Origin of the sequence: Catellatospora tritici (assembly GCF_019083965.1) — a bacterium.
Classification (GTDB): Bacteria; Actinomycetota; Actinomycetes; order Mycobacteriales; family Micromonosporaceae; genus Catellatospora; species Catellatospora tritici.
Genome location: NZ_JAHRCY010000011.1, coordinates 91,670 through 109,463, shown reverse-complemented (window position 1 = coordinate 109,463; position 17,794 = coordinate 91,670). Strand labels below are relative to the sequence as shown.

Here is a 17,794-nt window from a genome sequence, read left to right as displayed (position 1 = left end):
ACGGACGTCACGCGAGTCACTCACGCGGGGACCTATTGACACCGGTCGCACTGGTTGTGCGGCGCCATCACACCATCGGTGGTACGAAGACCGCCAGCGCCACCAGCACCGCGAACACCCCGGCGAGCACCACCGCCTGAACGAAGTTGCGGTTCTCCCGCGGCGCGTACGCCAGCCCCAGCCCACAGACCGCACCGGTGACCAGGCCGCCGAGGTGGCCCTGCCAGGAGATGCCGGGGATGGAGAACGACAGCACCACGTTGATCGCGATGATCGGCAGGACCGACATGGCGTCGCGGCCCAGTCGCCGGAGCACGAAGAAGTACGCCGCGAACAGGCCGTAGATGGCGGTGGAGGCACCAGCCGAGAACGCGTACGGGCTCAGCAGGGCGCAGGCCACGTTGCCGCCGAATCCGCAGATCAGGTAGAGCGCCCCGAACCGGATCGGCCCGAGGGCCGCCTCCAGCGACCGGCCGAGCACCCACAGCGCCCACATGTTCAGCGCCAGGTGGATCACGCCGTAGTGCAGGAACATCGCCGTGAAGAGGCGGTAGTAGCCCCCGTCGTGGATGCCCGTCAGCACCTCGCCGAACTGGGGCAGCGCACCCTCGTAGTAGCCGCCCTCGGCCTTGGTCACGGTCAGCCCGAGGGCCGCCCCCCACTCGTGCAGCGGGGTCGAGCCGCCGGTGAGGACCCTGGTGCCGTACAGGGCGGTGAGCGCCATGAACACGGCGACGTTGAGGCCGATCAGCGCCTTGGTGACGTACCCGTGCATGCCGATCTGCGACCCGCCGAAGTGGGTCAGCGCCGGGCGCTGGGTACGCCGCCCCTCGGCGACGCAGTCGGGGCACTGGTGCCCCACGGACGCCGGGATCATGCAGTCGGGACAGATCGGGCGGCCGCAGCGGGTGCAGCTGAGATGCGTCTCCCGCCCCCGGTGGCGGTAGCAGACAGGTACGGCGGCTTGACCGCTCTGGGGTGCGGGAGACGTCATGCGGACGAGACTAGCGCTCAATCTCGATTCGTTCGATGATGATCGGCTCCAGCGGACGGTCCGACGGGTCCGTCGCGGTGTTGGAGATGGCGTCGACGACCTTCTGCGAGTCGGCGTCCGCGACCACACCGAAGATGGTGTGCTTACGGTTCAGCCAGGTCGTGGCACCGGTGGTGATGAAGAACTGCGACCCGTTGGTGCCCGGACCGGCGTTGGCCATCGCCAGCAGGTACGGCTTGTCGAAGCTGAGCTCCGGGTGGAACTCGTCGGCGAAGGTGTAGCCGGGGCCACCGCGGCCGGTGCCGGTCGGGTCCCCAGTCTGGATCATGAAGCCGTCGATCACCCGGTGGAACGGGGTGCCGTCGTAGTACGGCCCCTTGATCGGCGCGCCGGTGCGCGGGTCGGTCGCGCCCTCGCGGGTGCCCTCGGCGAGCTCCACGAAGTTGCGGACGGTCTTGGGCGCGTGGTTGCCGAACAGCTCAAGACGGATCGGGCCGGCGCTGGTGTGCAGGACGGCGTAACGGGCGTCAGCCACGTCTTCTCTCCCGAATTTCTTGGTGGTCAGTTACCGACAGATTCTCCCATGTGCCCGTTCCGGTGGTGCGGAGGCGTCCGGCGAGGCAGGATGACACTCGGGGACATGAGCGAGGCGCGCCTTCGTATCTTCGATCGCGCGCCTTGTGCACCACGGCGCGGGCGCGGGGGCGCCCGTGGCGAATGTCTGCCGCACGCGGGGGCGCGCGGCAGGAAGGCGGGGGAAATGCTGGGTTTCAAACCGCACAAGACGCGCGGGCAGCTCATGCGGGAAGAAATGGGCCAAAGCTGGGACCATTTCCTGCAGGCGGCGACGCATGCCGCCGGCGGTGTCGGCAACCGGATCGGCCCGACCACCGGAAAGATGCGCCGAGCCACTTCCGGCGGAATCGACTCGACGATGTCAACCCTGGCGCCGCTGATGGCGGCCTACCGGGAGGGCGTGGCGAGCGCCACCGCTTCCACGAAGAAGGCGAAGGCCAAGACGCGGAAGAAGGAGGCGCAGGTGTCGCACCGGAACACCAAGATGCTCGTCGGCCTGCTCGCGGCCGGTATCGCCGCCGGCGCGGTGGGCGCGCTGGTCGTGAAGCGCCGCAAGCAGCAGCAGTGGTCGGAGTACGACCCGAGCCAGGCCCTGGAGTCGGTGCGTTCCGACGGCCGCGCCATGGTGGACAAGGTCTCCGGCAAGACCGACTCGGCCATCGGCAAGGCGACCCATCACGCGAGCAAGGCGATGGACAAGACCGCCGACAAGCTGCACTCCGCGGCCTCGTCGCTCAAGGACAGCCGGGGCAACATGAAGTCGAAGGTCGACGACATGGCCGAGACCGCCAACGACGCCACCGACAGCTTCGTCGCGAAGTACTCGTCGTCGGGCTCGAAGAACAGCCGGATGTAGCGGGTCCGCGGTGAGGGGTGCCCGACGGCGCCCCTCACCCGGTCACAGCCAGCCGGAACGCCGGAACGAGCGGTAGATGCCGTACGAGACGGCCAGGGCGAACGCCATGGTCACCGGGTAGCCGTAGCGCATGTGCAACTCCGGCATGTACTCGAAGTTCATGCCGTAGACACCGGTGATGGCGGTCCACGCGGCGGCCATACCGGCGTACGCGGCGATCTTGCGCATGTCGTTGTTCTGGTCGACGGAGACCTGTGCCAGGCGCGCCTGCATGATCGAGATCAGCAGGTCGTCGTACGAGCTGACCTGCTCGACCACCCGGGCCAGGTGGTCCTGCACGTCCCGGAAGTACTTGCGCAGCTCCTTGGTGATCTCCGGCGTGTCGCTGATCATCGACTGCAGCGGGCGCTGCAGCGGCAGCGAGGCGCGCTTGAACTCCACCAGCTCCCGCTTGAGCTGGTAGATGCGCTGCATCCGGCCGCTGGAGTCGCGCGAGAACACCGCCTCCTCCAGCACGTCCACGTCCTGGCCGATGCCGTCGGCGGCCAGCACGTACAGGTCGACCACGTGGTCGAGCACCCCGTACGCCACCGCCCACGGGCCCTGTCGCAGCAGCTCCGGGCGGCTCTCCAGGTGCTCGCGCACCGGCTTGAGCCGACAGGCGTTGCCGTGGCGCACCGAGATGACGAAGTCGGGCCCGATGAACAGCATGATCTGACCGGTCTCGACGACCTCGGAGTTCTCGGTCAGCTCCTGGTGTTCGACGTAGCGGGCGGTCCGCAGCACCACGAAGTGCACGTCCCCGAACTGCTCCAGCTTGGGCCGCTGCCCGGCGCTGACCACGTCCTCGACGGCCAGCTCGTGCAGGTCGTACGACTCGGCGATGCCCGCCATCTGGTCGGCGTCGGGTGCGTACAACCCCAGCCACACGAACGCCCCCGGCGTGCGCTTGGCCTGGGCCAACGCCTCGCGGTAGTCCCCGGTCGACGGCAGCCGTCGTCCCTCGACGTAGATGGCGCAGTCGACGATCGCGTCCCGACGCTCGCCCGGCTGCGCCGGAACCGGGGACGTCTCGTCCGCGCCGAGCCCGATGCCGGAGACGAGTCGGCTCACCGCTCGGGCGGGGGCGCTGAACGCGCGGGTCAGGCGGTCGCCATTGGAGGCGCGCCGGCCGGGCTCGTCCCGGAAGTCGTCAACCACAGCTCGCCCCCTTCGTACGGCCACCGCTGCGGCGGCGACTCCGCTCGACAGGCTACGCGCCGCGGGCATCCCGCCGCGTGGACGTGCGCACGACGTGCCTCGCGTCTCGGCGGCGGGGTCCAGATACGACGATGGCGCCGGGTGGACGTGGTCGCCGCGTTCGGGGGGAGTTGCGGCGGGTCCACCCGGCGCCGGAACGGCACCCGGGGTGGGGGGTGGGTGTCCGTTCCTCTTTCATCGGGGGCGGGGCAAAGCTGTCGGCACGTAGTCGACGCGCCGGACGAATTGTGATCCACGAAACGCCGGCGGGGGAACCCTGGACGACGACCCAGCCATTGTCAGAAATACGACAGAAACCCAGTCGGATAACCGAACCGACCCATGGGTACGAAACAGCCCGGCCTCCGGTGGTCGCCGGGTGCCGGGCTGTCGGATCTTCAGCCGCGAACGGCTTCGACCGCATCGGCCAGTCGGCGCACACCCTCGTCGATCTGGTCGACGGTGACGGCGCTGAAGGCCAGCCGCAGCGCGCTGGTGCCGCCCTCGATCAGGAAGTCGGACCCCTTCACCACCGCGACACCGCGCTCGGCCGCCGCGGGCAGCAGCTTGTCCACGTGCACGTCGGCGGGCAGCTCGATCCAGAGGAAGTAGCCGCCGTCGGGCTCGGTGAACTCGACACCCGGGATGTGCTTGCGCAGCGACGTGGCGAGCACCGAGGCCCGCTCGGCCAACGCCGCGCTGACGGTGGCCACCGAGCGGTCGATGTCGCCGGAGCGGCAGAACTCGTACACGATGCCCTGCGCGACCTGGCCGGCCGAGATGTAGAGGTTGGTCGCGTTGCGGGCGATGTCGTCGATGATCTGCTTGGCGCCGATCAGGTAGCCCACGCGCACGCCGGGGCAGACCGTCTTGGTGAACGAGCTCGCGTGCACGACCACGTCGGCGGCGTCGCCACCGGCGAGCTTCGTCTGCGACAGCATCGACGGCAGCGCCTCACCGCGGCTGCCATCCCGAGAGAACCGGATGTCGACGTACGGGTCGTCCTCGAAGATCGTGAAGCCGTACTCGGTGGCCAGTTCGAGCAGCTCGCGGCGCTTCTCCACCGACAGGGTGACGCCCGCCGGGTTCTGGTAGTTCGGGATGATGTGCGCCAGCGTCGGCCGCACCCCGGACTCCAGCAGCGCGCGCAGCTCGGCCGTGTCGATGCCGTCGGGCCGCACCGTGACCTGGTGCACGTGCGCGCCGAGCGAGCGCAGGTTGAGCAGCGTCCGGTCGTAGGTCGGCTTCTCGACCACGACGTGGTCGCCCGGCTTGACGAGCTGGTTGAACAGGAAGGCGTCGGCCTGCAGCGAGCCGTTGGTGATGAGGACCTGGTCGACGGCGACACCGTGCTTGTCGGCGACCCACTTACGCAGCGGTGCGTAACCGTAGGAGTTGCCGTACGCGGTGAGGCCGGCCGGGTCGGCGGCGAAGGCGCGGACAGCGGCGGCGCTGAGGCCCTCGACATCGACGATGTCGAGGCTCGGGGCGCCCCGGGCGAACGAGATGAGCTGCTCGGCGGTCATGGCCACCAAGCGTAATCGGCCCGAAATGCGGGACACCCCCACCCACCTGCCGGTGGGCGTGGCAGGCGAACGCGGGGAGTAGCTTGGCGCGCCGCTACATCGGCGGCGCGCCGCTACGAGCCGTGTTCGCGAATCCGCCTACCGGGAAATCACACGTTGGCGGTGGCCTCCGCGCGCCGCAGCGCCCAGACCCGCATCAGATCCCGTACGGAGATGATGCCCAGAATCTCGTCGCCGTCGAGGACGGCCAGGTGACGGAACCCGCCTCTGGTCATCGCCATCGCGGCCTCCTCCAGGCTCCAGTCCGGGGACGCGTACACGACGTCCCAGGTGATGTGGCCCGCGCACTGCTCCACGTCCGGGTCGAGCCCGGAGCCGATGGCATTGAGGATGTCCCGCTCGGTCATTATGCCGAGCCCCTCGCCATCGGGGTCTATCACGATCGCCGAGCCGACGCGGCGCATCGACATGAGCTGGGCCGCCTGCCGCAGCGTGTGCTGCGGGCCGACCAGCAGCACCGGCTTGCTCATAGCCTCCCGCACCTGCATGGCATGGGTCATCTGCAATCACCCCTTCGGAACGCAACCTCATTGAAACGCACCGTACGGACATCTTGGGGCCGGTTCGGGTAGTTCACAAGACTTGTCATAGCTTTGCGCGTGTGCATCCCGGTCGACTCTCGGCGCCCCGCACGCCGACGACCGGGTGCAGTAGCCTTCACCAGCGACTTAACCCCCTCCCGAAGGAGTGACCATGATCGGCATGGTGCTGGCCGCCGGCGCCGGACGGCGGCTGCGGCCCTACACCGACACGCTGCCCAAGGCCCTGGTGCCGGTGGACGGGGACACCACGATCCTCGACATCGCGCTGGCCAACCTGGCCGAGGCCGGGTTCGCCGAGGTCGTGATCGTGGTCGGCTACCGGGCCGAGGCCGTCGAGGTCCGCCAGGCCGCCCTGCAGGAGAAGTACGGCGTCGCCATCACCCTCGTGCACAACGACAAGGCCGAGGAGTGGAACAACGCGTACTCGCTGTGGCTGGCGCGCGAGCACTTCGCCCGGGGCGTGCTGCTGGTCAACGGCGACACCGTGCACCCGGTGTCGGTCGAGCGCACCCTGCAGGCGGCGGCCGCCGACGCCGCGTACGCCGACGCGGGCATCGTGCTGGCGATCGACGACGTGAAGAAGCTGGCCGACGAGGAGATGAAGGTCATCTTCGGTACGGACGGCCGCCTCGCGAAGATCACCAAGCTGATGGACCCGGCCACCGCGCACGGGGAGTACATCGGGGCCACCCTGATCCGGCCCGAGGCCGCCGACGCGCTGGCCGACGCGCTGCGCGCCACCTGGGAACGCGACCCCAACCTCTACTACGAGGACGGCTACCAGGAGCTGGCCGAGCGTGGCGGCACCGTGCGGGGCGCCTCGATCGGCAAGGTGAACTGGGTCGAGGTCGACAACCACGACGACCTGGCCCGAGCCCGGGAGATCGCATGCCACTACTGACCCGATCGGTACAGACGCCGCTGAGCATCGACGTACGCCGTGGGGCGGTCGCCGCACTGGGGCCGCTCCTGGTCGACCGGCGTATCTCGGCCGGGGGCGACGTCGCGGTAGTGGTCGGCCCGGGTCAGGGTGAACGTATCGCCGAGCTGATCGCCCCCACGCTGGGCCGCGCGCTGGTCCTGCACGTGGAGGGCGGGACGGTCGAGTCGGCGCTGGCGCTGGGCGAGAAGCTGCGCGGACGCAACCTCGACGCCGTCGTCGGCATCGGCGGCGGCAAGACCATCGACACGACGAAGTACGCGGCCTCGCGGTACGGCATCCCGATGGTCACCGTGGCGACCAGCCTGGCCAACGACGGCATCGCCTCGCCCATCGCCACCCTCGACCACGACGGCGGCCGGGGCTCCTACGGCGTGCACATCCCACTGGCGGTGGTGGTCGACCTCGACTTCGTCGAGCAGGGACCGGACCGGCAGACCCGGGCCGGCGTGGGCGAGACCCTGAGCAAGATCAATGCGATCGCCGACTGGCAACTGTCGCACCAGTTCACCGGCGAGCCGGTGGACGGCCTCGCCGTCGCGATGGCCCGCTCCGGCGCCGAGGCGGTGCTGCGCCATCCCGGTGACGTCACCGACGACGGGTTCGTGACGGTGCTGGCCGAGTCGCTCATCACCAGCGGCCTGGCCATGGCGATCGCGGGCACGTCCCGCCCGGCCAGCGGTGGCTGCCACGAGATCTCGCACGCGCTGGACATCCTGTTCCCCGGCACCGCCGGGCACGGCGAGCAGTGCGGGCTGGGCGCCCTGTTCTGCACCTTCCTGCGGGCCTCAATCGACCCGGCACAGCAGGCCCGGTTCGCTGAGATCGACGCCTGCCTGAAGCGGCACGACCTGCCGCGTAAGCCCGCCGACCTGGGCCTGAGCGACGACGACTTCGCCCGCGCGGTGGAGTACGCCCCGCGCACCCGACCCGACCGGTACACCATCCTGGAGCACCTGAACCTGAACTACGAGCAGATCCGCGCGCGGGTGGGAGACTACGCCGATGTCATCGACTGACCTGCACGCGTCGCCCGTGCGGCGCCCCTCGGCCGCCGACTTCTACGCCGTCAACCGCGGTGGCGGGCTGTTCTCCGAAGCGCTCAGCCAGCGCCTGGGCGCCGTGTTCGCCCTCGTGGCCGAGCGCACCGGGCTCAAGCCGACCACGCTGACCCTGGCCAACCTGGTGCTAGGGCTGACCGTGTCGACCCTGATCGTGGTACGCGGGCAGGGCGGTCTGGCGCTGGGGCTGCTCGCGCTCGTCGGCTGGCAGGTGGCGTACTGCCTGGACTGCGCCGACGGACAGCTGGCCCGGGTCACCAACCAGCGCAGCCTGGCCGGGGCGCGCATCGACATCCTGTGCGACGTGGCGTCGCAGATCGGGCTGGTCACCGCGCTGGTCGCGGTCGCCAAGCCGCCGGTGTGGCTGACCGCCCTGTTCGCCGGCTCCTGGATGGTCAACCTGGTGACCAGCGTCCTGGCCACCAGTGACAAGGCCCAGTCGATGGTCACCTCGACGTCGCTGCCGGTGCGGCTGGTCAAGCTGGTCCGCGACTACGGCGCCGTGATCTTTGTGGCGGGTCTGGTGCTGGCGTTCGCGCCCGGCCTGACGATCTGGTTCGTGGCGGCGTTCACCGTCGTCAACTTCGGCTTCCTACTGGCCAGCATCGCCTTCACCGCCCGCACCGCCTACCGCTCGTAGGTAAGGAAGGGCCCCTTCCCATCGCTTTCCGTATAGGAAGGGCCCCTTTCTTAACCCGTCGGCAGGGCAACCTGCGTAGAGCTGTACCTCTAAGAGGCGTAACTCTTAGAGGTACAGTTCTAAGGTGCTGACCAAGCCCGAGGGAATGTTCGCCCGCGACGCCGAGTGGGCGTCGCTGGTCGGCTTCGCGACCTCCACCGCCCCCAGCGTCCGGTTCGGGGTGGTCAGCGGTCGGCGCCGACAGGGCAAGACCTTCCTGCTCGACGCCCTCGCCCGCGCCACCGGGGGCTTCTACTTCGCCGCGAGTGAGGACACCGAGCTGGAGTCGCTGCGGCGCTTCGGCCGAACCCTGGCCTCCCGCGCGGGCACCGGTGGCGAGTTCCAGCTGAGCGGCTGGGAGGAGGCGATCGAGCGGCTGTACGCCGTGGTGCCGGACGGGCTGATCGTCATCGACGAACTGCCGTACCTGCTGGCGGCGAGCCCGTCGCTCGCCTCGCACCTGCAGCGGGCGCTCGATCCGGGCGGCACGGCCCGCGAGAGCAAGTCGAAACTGCTGGTGTGCGGCTCGGCGATGTCGGTCATGGGCGGGCTGCTGTCCGGCAACGCGCCGCTGCGCGGCCGGGCCAGCCTGGAACTCGTGGTCCGGCCGATGGACTACCTGACCGCGGCAGGGTTCTGGGGGGTCGCGGAACAGCCGGAACTGGCCCTGCTGCTGCACAGCATCGTCGGCGGAACCCCGGCGTACCGGCACGAGTTCGTGCATTCCGACGCCCCGGCCGGTGTGGACGACTTTGACGGCTGGGTGGTCCGTACCGTGCTCAACCCGGCGGTGCCGCTGTTCCGGGAAGCGCGCTACCTGCTCGCCGAGGAGACCGGCGCCCGGGACACGGCGCTCTACCACGGCGTGCTGGGCGCGATCGCGCTCGGCCACAACACCCGCGGGGGCATCGCGGGCTACCTCGAACGGCCGTCGACCAACATCTCGCACCCGCTGACGGTGCTGGAGGACTGCGGTCTGATCACGAAGGAGGCGGACGCGTTCCGGACCGGCCGCTCGGTGTACCGCATCGCCGAGCCCCTGATCACGTTCTACTCGGCCGTGATGCGCCGCAACTGGAGCTTCCTGGAGCGCGGCATGGCGGAGCAGGCCTGGCAGTCCGGCCGCGACACGTTCCGCTCGCAGGTCGTCGGACCCCACTTCGAGCAACTGTGCCGTGAGTACGCCCTACGCAACGCGGTCGAGCTGTTCGGCGAGCCTCCGGCCGAGGTCGCGGCGGGCACCGTCGCGGACCCGGCCGAGCGCAGTCAGATCCAGGTCGACGTGGTGGTGCTCGGCGCCGAAAGCGGTGTCCTGTGCCTGGGCGAGGCCAAGTGGCAGCAGACCATGGGCCTGCCCCATCTCGACCGGTTGCGCCGCGCCCGCGACCTGCTCACGGTCAAGCGGATCCGCACCGAGCGGGTGCGGCTGGCCTGCTTCAGCGGCCGCGGGTTCACCGAGGAACTCCGGCGGGTCGCCGAGACGGACCCGAGCGTTCTGCTCGTCGACCTGCCTCGGCTCTACGGGCTCGCCCCGCGAGAACCGCGGCCGCGTCAGGAGCGGCGCAGCTCCTCGTAGACGCCGATCAGGCGGTCCATGACCACGGACGGGTGGAACGTCTGCTCGTAGCGGCGACGGGCCGCCTCGGTCAGGGACGGGGCCAGTTTGACCGCGTCGGGCAGCGCGGCGGCCCAGTCGTCGACCGTGGGCGGCACCGCGACCCCGGCGTCGCCGATCAGGTACGGGATGCCGCCCAGCGCGCTGCCGATGACCGCCCGGCCGCCGGCCAGCGCCTCGATGATCACTGTGGGCAGCACATCGTGCCAGGTCGACGGGGCGGCGAACAGGGCCGAGGCGCGGAACGCGGCCCGTACCCCCTCGCGGTCCTGGGGTCCCAGGAACACCACGTCGTCGCGCTCGGCGGCGGCCTGCTCGGCCAGCGTGCGCAGTTCGCCGTCGCCGACGATGCGCAGCGTGCCCAGCGAGCCGTCCGGGTGCCGCCGCCAGGCGTCGAGCAGCAGGCCGAGGCCCTTCTCCGGGCTCAACCGGCCCACGAACAGCACGCCCTCGCCGGGCGGGGTCGGGCGGCCCGGGTCGTCGACGCCGTTCGGCTTGACCACGATGCGGTCGTCCGGGATGCCGTAGTCGCGCAGGTGGTCGGCGATGTTGTCGGTCAGTGCGATGTACCGGTCGACCGAGCGCCAGGTCGGGCGGTGCACCGCCAGCGCCGTCGCCATGATCGCACTCTGCGCGGCGGAGTCCCGGTAGCACCTGTGCTTGATCGCGGGCAGCGCGAACGCCTTGCCCCGGCACTCGTAGCAGGCCTGCCCGTCGCGGAAGTACAGGCCGGGTGCGCACACCTGCCGGTAGTTGTGCACGGTCTGCACCACCGGCACGCCGTGCGCGTGCGCGGTCCGCACCACCCAGGGCGACAGCAGCGGGTACGGGTTGTGCAGGTGCAGCACGTCCGGCCGCTCGGCCTTCAGCAGTCGGGCCAGGTCACGTTGGGCGCCGGGCGCCCAGATCGGCGACAGGGGCAACAGCGCCTTGCTCGCGGCGGGCAGCGACGGAATGTCGTCGGAGCTGCGCAGGAACGGCAGCACCGTCACCCCGGCCGCGGCGAGCTGCGCCATCTCCTGATCGACGATGACGTTCTCACCCGAGGGCAGCTCGGAACGGTACCGGTTGTGCGCGACGACGACTTTCAACGTCATGTGTGAACGGTAGCGTTACGGTCGTGCCGGAGTTGCCTGAGGTGGAGGCCCTCGCCGCATATCTGCGCGAGCGGGCCGTGGGTCAGCGCGTCGAGCGGGTCGACGTGTCGGCGATCAGCGCCCTCAAGACGTTCGACCCGCCGCTGTCCGCCCTGCACGGGCGCACCCTCACCGGCGCCGCGCGCCACGGCAAGTTCCTCGACATCCAGGCCGACGAACTGCACCTGGTGGTGCACCTGGCCCGCGCGGGCTGGCTGCACTACCGCGACGAGCTGCCCGACACGCTGCTCAAGCCGGGCAAGGGGCCGATCGCGCTGCGGGTGCGGCTGGGCGACGGGTCGGGCTTCGACCTGACCGAAGCCGGTACGCAGAAGAAGCTCGCCGCCTATCTGGTGACCGATGTGGCGCAGGTGCCGGGGGTGGCCAGGCTCGGCCCGGACGCGCTCGGCCTCGACCTGGCCGGGCTCGCCGACGTGCTCAAGGACCGCAACGCCCAGCTCAAGGGGGTGCTGCGCGACCAGCAGGTGCTGGCGGGCGTCGGCAACGCGTACTCGGACGAGATCCTGCACACCGCCCGGCTGTCGCCGTTCGCGCGGGCCGACAAGCTCACCGCGGCGCAGCTCGAAGCGCTGCACGCGGCGATGCGGCAGGTGTTGACCGAGGCGGTCACCCGCTCCGTGGGTCAGCGTGCCGCCACCCTGAAAGCGGAGAAACGGGCGGGGCTGCGGGTGCACGGTCGAGCCGGTGAGAAATGCCCGGTCTGCGGCGACCTGATCAGGGAAGTCTCGTTCGCGGACTCGAGTCTGCAGTACTGCCCGACGTGCCAGACCGGCGGAAAGCCGCTCGCGGACCGGAGACTTTCCAAGCTCTTGCGCTAGTGTCACCGAGAGCCGACTTCGTATAGTGTCCCGGTCCTGGGGTGTTCGGACGCATCTGCACACGGTGTCACCGTGCCCCCCGGACAAACCATGCGAGACTGAACGTTGTGGGCGAACCCCGTCCTGCCGCACGTTCAACGCCGCAGGCTGCAACACTGGCCGGTTCCGCCGGGCAGGGACGTGACGCACGGGAGGACCCAGGTGAGGTGACGACGAGCCTGAAGCACCCGAGCAGGGCGTCCACTCGGTCGAACGTTCCGGACTTCGTGGCGGACCGCTACGAACTCCCGCCGACCCCCAAGACCAACGGTGTGGCCCGCACCGCGTTCGCCCGGCCCACGGCCCGCCGCGCCAGGTGGCACCGGCCGTACATCATGTGCCTGATCTTCGGCGACTTCCTGTGCGCGGTCCTGGCCAGTTACACGGCCATCTCCTGGTTCGAGGCCCAGCGGGTCACGGCCGGTTTCGACGGGCGCACCAACTTCTTCCAGGCGGTGGCGTACCTCGCGCTGCCGGTGATGTGGCTGCTGCTGCTGTGGGCCAACGGGGCCTACGACAGGCGCGTCATCGGCCTGGGCACCGACGAGTTCAAGCGGGTGTTCCGGGCGACCATCGCCGTGGGCGCGACCGTGTCGTTCCTGGCGTTCGCGTTCCAGAAGGACCTTTCCCGAGGCACGGTCGGCGTCGTCGTGCTCGGCGCGATGGCGTACATCTTCGTGCTGCGGCTGATGGCCCGGCGCGCGCTGTACATGATCCGTCGCCGCGGCCGCCTGGCCACGTACCGGATGCTGCTGGTGGGTTCGCTGCCGGAGACCCTGTTCGTCTACAAGGTCGTCTCCCGCAGCCCGAAGGCCGGGCTGGTGCCGGTCGCCATCCACCTGTCCGAGCACCTGCCCGCCGCCCGGCGGGCGCAGGCTCCGGTGCCGGTGCACTACGGCCGCGACCTGGTCGAACTCGTGCACGAGCTGCGCGCCGACACGATCGCGGTCTGCGGCTCGGCCGGGGCCGAACCCGACGAGCTGCGCCGCCTGGCCTGGCAGCTGGAGGGCACCGGCATCGACCTGGTGGTCGCGCCGCAGCTCACCGACATCGCCGGCCCGCGCGTGCACATTCGGCCGATCGAGGGCCTGCCGCTGCTGCACGTGGAGGAGCCGAAGCTCTCCGGCGTCGCCTGGCTGGCCAAGAACCTGCTGGACCGCATCGCGGCCGCGCTCGGCCTGGTGGTGCTGTCGCCGATCCTGCTGGTGATCTCGCTGGCCATCTCGATCACCGACCGTGGCCCGGCGTTCTTCCGCCAGCTGCGGGTGGGGCACGAGGGACGGGTGTTCAAGGTGTGGAAGTTCCGCACCATGTACACCGACGCGGAGGAGCGCAAGAGCAAGCTGGAGGCCCAGAACGAGGGCGACGGCATGCTCTTCAAGATCCGTGACGATCCGCGGGTCACGCCTGTCGGCCGGTTCCTGCGGGCCAGTTCGATCGACGAGCTGCCCCAGCTGATCAACGTGCTGAAGGGCGAGATGTCGCTGGTCGGGCCGCGGCCGCTGCCCGCCGACGACGGCGACTACCTCGGCGACGTACGGCGGCGGCTGCTGGTGCGCCCTGGTATGACCGGCCTGTGGCAGGTCTCCGGTCGCTCGGACCTGAGCTGGGACGAGGCGGTCCGCCTCGACCTCTACTACGTCGACAACTGGTCCTTGGCGTACGACCTGTCCATCCTGTGGCGGACGGTCGGAGTCGTGCTCAAGCGCAAGGGCGCGTACTGACCCACCCGAACTTCGAACGGCCGGGCACCCGTCAGGGCGCTCGGCCGTTCTCCTTTCTTACGTAATGCGACAACAAGGTGCCCTTCCTTACCCCGGGGGTGGGGAGGCGTGCACAACTCCTTCACATTGGGGGCTGAGGGTCTGCACAGGTGGCGGCTACAGTCCCGTGACATGAACGAGCGTCGGGTCCTGGTAGTCGAGGACGACCCCACCATCGCCGGGTCGGTGATCGCCCGACTGCGGGCGGAGGGGTTCGCCGTCGACCACGCGGGCACCGGACCGGCCGCGGTGGAGGCGGCGGCGCGGCTGCGGCCGGATCTGGTCGTGCTCGACCTGATGCTGCCCGGCTTCGACGGGCTGGAGGTGTGTCGACGCATCCACGCGCAGCGGCCGGTGCCGGTGCTGATGCTGACCGCTCGCGACGACGAGAACGACCTGCTGGTCGGGCTGGCCGTGGGCGCCGACGACTATCTGACCAAGCCGTTCTCGCTGCGGGTGCTGGCGGCCCGGGTGCACGCGCTGCTGCGTCGGGCCGAGCGGACGACCGCGCCCGAGGCCCCGATCAAGCTCGGCCCGTTGGAGATCAACCGCACCGAGCGCCGGGTGCGCCGTGACGGCGTCGAGGCCCACCTCACCCCGACCGAGTACGACCTGCTGGTGTACCTCGCCGAGCGGCACCGGGCGGTGCTGCCCCGCGAACGGCTGCTCGCCGAGATCTGGGGCTGGGCCGAGGGCTTCGGGACCCGTACCGTCGACTCACACATCAAGGCCCTGCGACGCAAGATCGGTGCGGACCTGATCCGGACCGTGCACGGCGTCGGGTACGCGCTGGAAGCCGAGCACCCATGATCGAGCGCATCCTCGACTGGCTGACCAAGCCGATGTACTGGCTGCTCGGCCCCCTGATCGTGTTCTCCAACCGGGCACTGGACCGGTTGCCCCGGCCGCTGGACCCGTTCCGATCGATCAAGTTGAAGCTGGGCATCCTGCTGGGCATCTCGGGTGCCACCGGCCTCAGCGTCTTCTACCTGTCGTTGAACGCCATCCCGTGGCGGACCGCGATCTCCGCGGCGATGGTCGGCGTGATCACTCTGCAGGTGCTGGCGCACGGCATGACCAAGCCGCTGCGGGAGATGACCGCCGCCGCCAAGGCGATGGCGCGGGGCGACTACAGCCGCCGGGTGCGGGCGACCAGCCGTGACGAGGTGGGCACGCTGGCCCGCGCGTTCAACCTGATGGCGGCCGACCTCGCCGCCAACGACCAGCAGCGACGCGAGCTGATCGCGAACGTGTCGCACGAGCTGCGTACGCCGATCACGGCGCTGCAGGGCGTGCTGGAGAACATGGTCGACGGGGTCAGCACCGCCGATCCGGCCACGCTGCGTACCGCGTTGGCGCAGACGCAGCGGCTCAGCCGCCTGGTCACCGAGCTGCTGGACCTGTCGAAGGTCGACGCGGGCGCGGCGGCGCTGCAGCGGGTGCCGGTGCCGGTCGCCGAGTTCCTGGCCACGGTCGTGGAGGAGGCGGGGCTGAACTCGCCGAAGACCAGGTTCCGGCTCGACGGCGTGGTCGCCCACACGATCAGCGCCGACCCGGCCCGCCTGCACCAGGTCTTCGCCAACCTGCTGGAGAACGCCGCCCGGCACAGCCCGCCGTGGGGCCTGGTCACCGTCAGTGCCCGGCCCGAGGGCGCGACGACCGTCTTCGAAGTGCTCGACCAGGGGATCGGGATCGCCCCTGCCCACCGGGAGCGGGTCTTCGAGCGTTTCACCACCAAGGTGTCCCGGCCGGGGGCGATGTCCTCGGCCGCCGACTCCGATCGGCGCGGATCCCGCGCCACCCAGACCGCCCGCAGCGACGGTGGCACCGGCCTCGGCCTGGCCATCGCCCGGTGGGCCGTCGAGCTGCACCACGGCACCATCGCGATCGTCGACCCCCCGGCGGGCGTCGGCTGCCGCGTACGCGTCACCCTGCCCCACGATCAGCGGTGAGCCGTCGGCGCGCTGCCGCGAGGCAGCCCGCCGCGTCGATCCGCCGTCCGCATGTCGTTTCGCAGCGCAAGCCAGCCGAGCCTGGAGGCAATGATGTCCACCCCCAACCCAGACAGCGCCCCACCGCCGTCCGAGGCGGCAGAGCCCGCCGCGGCGGCGACCCCGGCCGCGGACAGCCCCGTCCCGGAGGCCGCGGCAGCCGAGACTCCGGCAGCCGAGACTCCGGCAGCCGAGACTCCGGCGGCCGAGACTCCGGCAGCCGAGACTCCGGCGGCCGAGGCGAACGCCTGGACCGCCCCCGACAGCCCGGCGGCCGCGACCGCCGAGTCCACCACGACCGCCACCACGGCCACCCCGGCCGGGTCCGAACCCGGCGCCACGAAGGTGCCGCCGCAGCAGTACCCGGCGGACATGACCCGGTTCAACCCGCTGCCGCCACCCCCGCCGGGGTTCATGGAGTCGCGCTGGAAGGGGCCTGACTACGCGGGAGGCCCGGCGGCCTGGATCGCCGCCCTGATCGGCGGCCTGGCCACGGCGATCATGCTGCCGCTGAGCCGCCCCGGTCTGGGCTGGGTGCTCGTCGGCCTGGTGCTGGCCGGTGCGGTCGTGCACGCGGCCCGGTTCGGCCCGAAGCCGGACAGCAAGGCGGAGCGCCTGATCCGCGTCGGCTGGGGCGTGATCGCGATCGCGCTGCTGGCGGTCGGCACGTTCCGCGCCGCGGAGTGGCTGTTCGTGTTCTGCGCGCTGGGCGCGGTGGCCTGCGGCTCGCTCGCGGTCGCGGGCGGCCGGTCGGTGCGTGCGGTGCTGTTCGCGTCGATCGCGGTCCCGATCGCGGCGCTGCGGGCGATCCCGTGGCTGGGCCGGGGCCTGGCCAACTGGCACCGGGCCCGGGAGAAGGGCGGCACGTTCGGCCGGATCGCCCTGTCGCTGCTGGTCACCGTGGTGCTGCTGGTGGTCTTCGGCGCCCTGTTCGCCTCGGCGGACGCCTCGTTCGCGAAGCTGCTCGGCGACCTGCTGCCGGAGCTCAACGGCCGCACCATCGCCCGCGGGCTGATCTACACCACGATCGGCGGCCTGGTCACCGCCGGTGCGATCTTCACGGTGCTGGCGCCGCCGGACCTGTCCGGCATGGAGCGCACCTCGCCCCGCCGGATCGGGCGCATCGAGCTGGCGCTGCCGCTGGGCGGCCTGGTGCTGCTGTTCGCCGCGTTCGTGGCGCTGCAGGTGCGCAACTTCTTCGGCGACTCCGAGTACATCCGCAAGACCACCGGCCTGACCTACTCGCAGTACGCCGTACGCGGCTTCGGCCAACTGCTCGTGGTGACCCTGTTGACGCTGGTCGTCATCGGGCTGGTGTCGCGCTGGGCGCCCAAGGAGACCAGCTCGGACCGGACGCTGCTGCGTTCGCTGCTGGGCCTGCTGATCGTGCTGAGCATGGTGATCGTCGGTTCGGCGGCCTGGCGCATGTGGCTCTACCAGAACACCTACGGCTGGACCCGCGAACGGCTGTTCTTCGGCTCGGTCGAGCTGTACCTGGGTGGCGTGTTCGTGCTGGTGGCGCTCGCGGGCTGGAAGCTGCGGGCGACGTGGTTCCCGCGCGCGGCGGTGGCCGGGTTCGCGGCGCTGCTGCTGGGCCTGGCCGTGGCCAACCCGGAGCACTTCATCGCCGAGCAGAACGTCGAGCGGGTGCAGAAGATCGACTTCTGGTACCTGCGGGCACTTGGCCCGGACGCGGCCCCCGCACTGGTCAAGCTGCCCGAGCCGTACCGCAGCTGCGCGCTGAGCTGGATGGACCGCGAGCTGCGGCAGAACAAGGAGCAGTGGTACTCCTGGAACCTCAGCCGGGCTCAGGCCCGTGAACTGCTGGCCGACGTCACTCCGCGCCCGACCACCCGGACGTGTGCCGACGCGGAACGGCTGAACCAACACGGGAGGGACTGACCGGACAGCGACGAGGGCGGCATCGGCGCACGACTC

The 17,794-nt window shown here is 70.6% G+C and carries 16 protein-coding genes; 10 read left to right on the top strand and 6 right to left on the bottom strand.

Annotation, left to right across the window (positions count from 1 at the left end; all coding sequences use genetic code 11):
• Positions 1–67 precede the first annotated feature (67 nt).
• Together KUA19_RS24680 and KUA19_RS24675 are read right to left on the bottom strand one after the other, a co-directional pair.
• Positions 68–994, bottom strand: coding sequence for a rhomboid family intramembrane serine protease (locus KUA19_RS24680; protein WP_217399473.1), 927 nt, complete (start codon positions 992–994; stop codon positions 68–70).
• 10 nt (positions 995–1,004) lie between these two features.
• Positions 1,005–1,529, bottom strand: a complete 525-nt coding sequence (locus tag KUA19_RS24675; protein WP_217399471.1) for a peptidylprolyl isomerase — start codon at positions 1,527–1,529, stop codon at positions 1,005–1,007.
• Positions 1,530–1,634: 105 nt separating this feature from the next.
• Between KUA19_RS24675 and KUA19_RS24670 the strand changes: the two genes are divergently transcribed.
• Positions 1,635–2,426, top strand: a complete 792-nt coding sequence (locus KUA19_RS24670; protein ID WP_217399469.1) for a hypothetical protein — start codon at positions 1,635–1,637, stop codon at positions 2,424–2,426.
• A gap of 42 nt (positions 2,427–2,468) precedes the next feature.
• On the opposite strand, the gene corA is transcribed toward KUA19_RS24670, so the two are convergent.
• From corA to KUA19_RS24655, 3 genes are all read right to left on the bottom strand, one after another.
• A complete protein-coding gene (gene corA / locus KUA19_RS24665) occupies positions 2,469–3,626 on the bottom strand; it encodes a magnesium/cobalt transporter CorA (RefSeq protein ID WP_372451840.1) in 1,158 nt (385 codons plus the stop codon).
• A 437-nt stretch (positions 3,627–4,063) separates the two neighbouring features.
• The gene (locus KUA19_RS24660; protein WP_217399465.1) at positions 4,064–5,191 is read right to left on the bottom strand and encodes an aminotransferase-like domain-containing protein; all 1,128 of its coding nucleotides are present in this window, start codon (positions 5,189–5,191) and stop codon (positions 4,064–4,066) included.
• A 149-nt stretch (positions 5,192–5,340) separates the two neighbouring features.
• Positions 5,341–5,739, bottom strand: a complete 399-nt coding sequence (locus KUA19_RS24655) for a CBS domain-containing protein (RefSeq protein WP_212828353.1) — start codon at positions 5,737–5,739, stop codon at positions 5,341–5,343.
• A 205-nt stretch (positions 5,740–5,944) separates the two neighbouring features.
• On the opposite strand from KUA19_RS24655, the gene KUA19_RS24650 reads away from it, so the two are divergent.
• The 4 genes from KUA19_RS24650 (at position 5,945) to KUA19_RS24635 (ending at position 10,049) form a co-directional block, all read left to right on the top strand.
• Entirely contained in the window at positions 5,945–6,694 is a 750-nt protein-coding gene (locus tag KUA19_RS24650; protein ID WP_217399463.1) for a phosphocholine cytidylyltransferase family protein, read from the top strand.
• Positions 6,682–7,752 carry an iron-containing alcohol dehydrogenase family protein gene (locus KUA19_RS24645; RefSeq protein WP_217399461.1) on the top strand — a complete coding sequence of 357 codons (1,071 nt, stop codon included), beginning with the start codon at positions 6,682–6,684 and terminating at the stop codon, positions 7,750–7,752. Before KUA19_RS24650 ends, KUA19_RS24645 begins: the two co-directional genes overlap by 13 nt.
• Positions 7,739–8,434, top strand: coding sequence for a CDP-alcohol phosphatidyltransferase family protein (locus KUA19_RS24640; protein WP_217399459.1), 696 nt, complete (start codon positions 7,739–7,741; stop codon positions 8,432–8,434). Before KUA19_RS24645 ends, KUA19_RS24640 begins: the two co-directional genes overlap by 14 nt.
• A 124-nt stretch (positions 8,435–8,558) precedes the next feature.
• Positions 8,559–10,049, top strand: a complete 1,491-nt coding sequence (locus KUA19_RS24635; protein ID WP_308167619.1) for an ATP-binding protein — start codon at positions 8,559–8,561, stop codon at positions 10,047–10,049.
• Here the strand turns inward: KUA19_RS24635 and KUA19_RS24630 are convergent.
• Positions 10,025–11,179 (bottom strand): glycosyltransferase family 4 protein, encoded by a 1,155-nt coding sequence (locus KUA19_RS24630; protein WP_217399716.1) that lies wholly within the window; start codon positions 11,177–11,179, stop codon positions 10,025–10,027. The two genes, KUA19_RS24635 and KUA19_RS24630, sit on opposite strands and share 25 nt — an antisense overlap.
• Positions 11,180–11,208: 29 nt before the next feature.
• Here KUA19_RS24630 and KUA19_RS24625 point away from each other — a divergent pair, with 29 nt between their 5' ends.
• From KUA19_RS24625 to KUA19_RS24605, 5 genes are all read left to right on the top strand, one after another.
• Positions 11,209–12,063, top strand: a complete 855-nt coding sequence (locus KUA19_RS24625; protein WP_217399457.1) for an Fpg/Nei family DNA glycosylase — start codon at positions 11,209–11,211, stop codon at positions 12,061–12,063.
• A 218-nt stretch (positions 12,064–12,281) separates the two neighbouring features.
• Positions 12,282–13,826 (top strand): sugar transferase, encoded by a 1,545-nt coding sequence (locus KUA19_RS24620; protein ID WP_254550083.1) that lies wholly within the window; start codon positions 12,282–12,284, stop codon positions 13,824–13,826.
• A gap of 171 nt (positions 13,827–13,997) precedes the next feature.
• Positions 13,998–14,675 (top strand): response regulator transcription factor, encoded by a 678-nt coding sequence (locus KUA19_RS24615; RefSeq protein ID WP_217399453.1) that lies wholly within the window; start codon positions 13,998–14,000, stop codon positions 14,673–14,675.
• Positions 14,672–15,817, top strand: coding sequence for a HAMP domain-containing sensor histidine kinase (locus KUA19_RS24610; RefSeq protein ID WP_217399451.1), 1,146 nt, complete (start codon positions 14,672–14,674; stop codon positions 15,815–15,817). The genes KUA19_RS24615 and KUA19_RS24610 overlap by 4 nt, the downstream gene beginning before the upstream one ends.
• Positions 15,818–15,910: 93 nt before the next feature.
• Complete coding sequence (locus KUA19_RS24605; protein WP_217399449.1) at positions 15,911–17,758, top strand: DUF4153 domain-containing protein; 1,848 nt, start codon at positions 15,911–15,913, stop codon at positions 17,756–17,758.
• Positions 17,759–17,794: the final 36 nt, after the last annotated feature.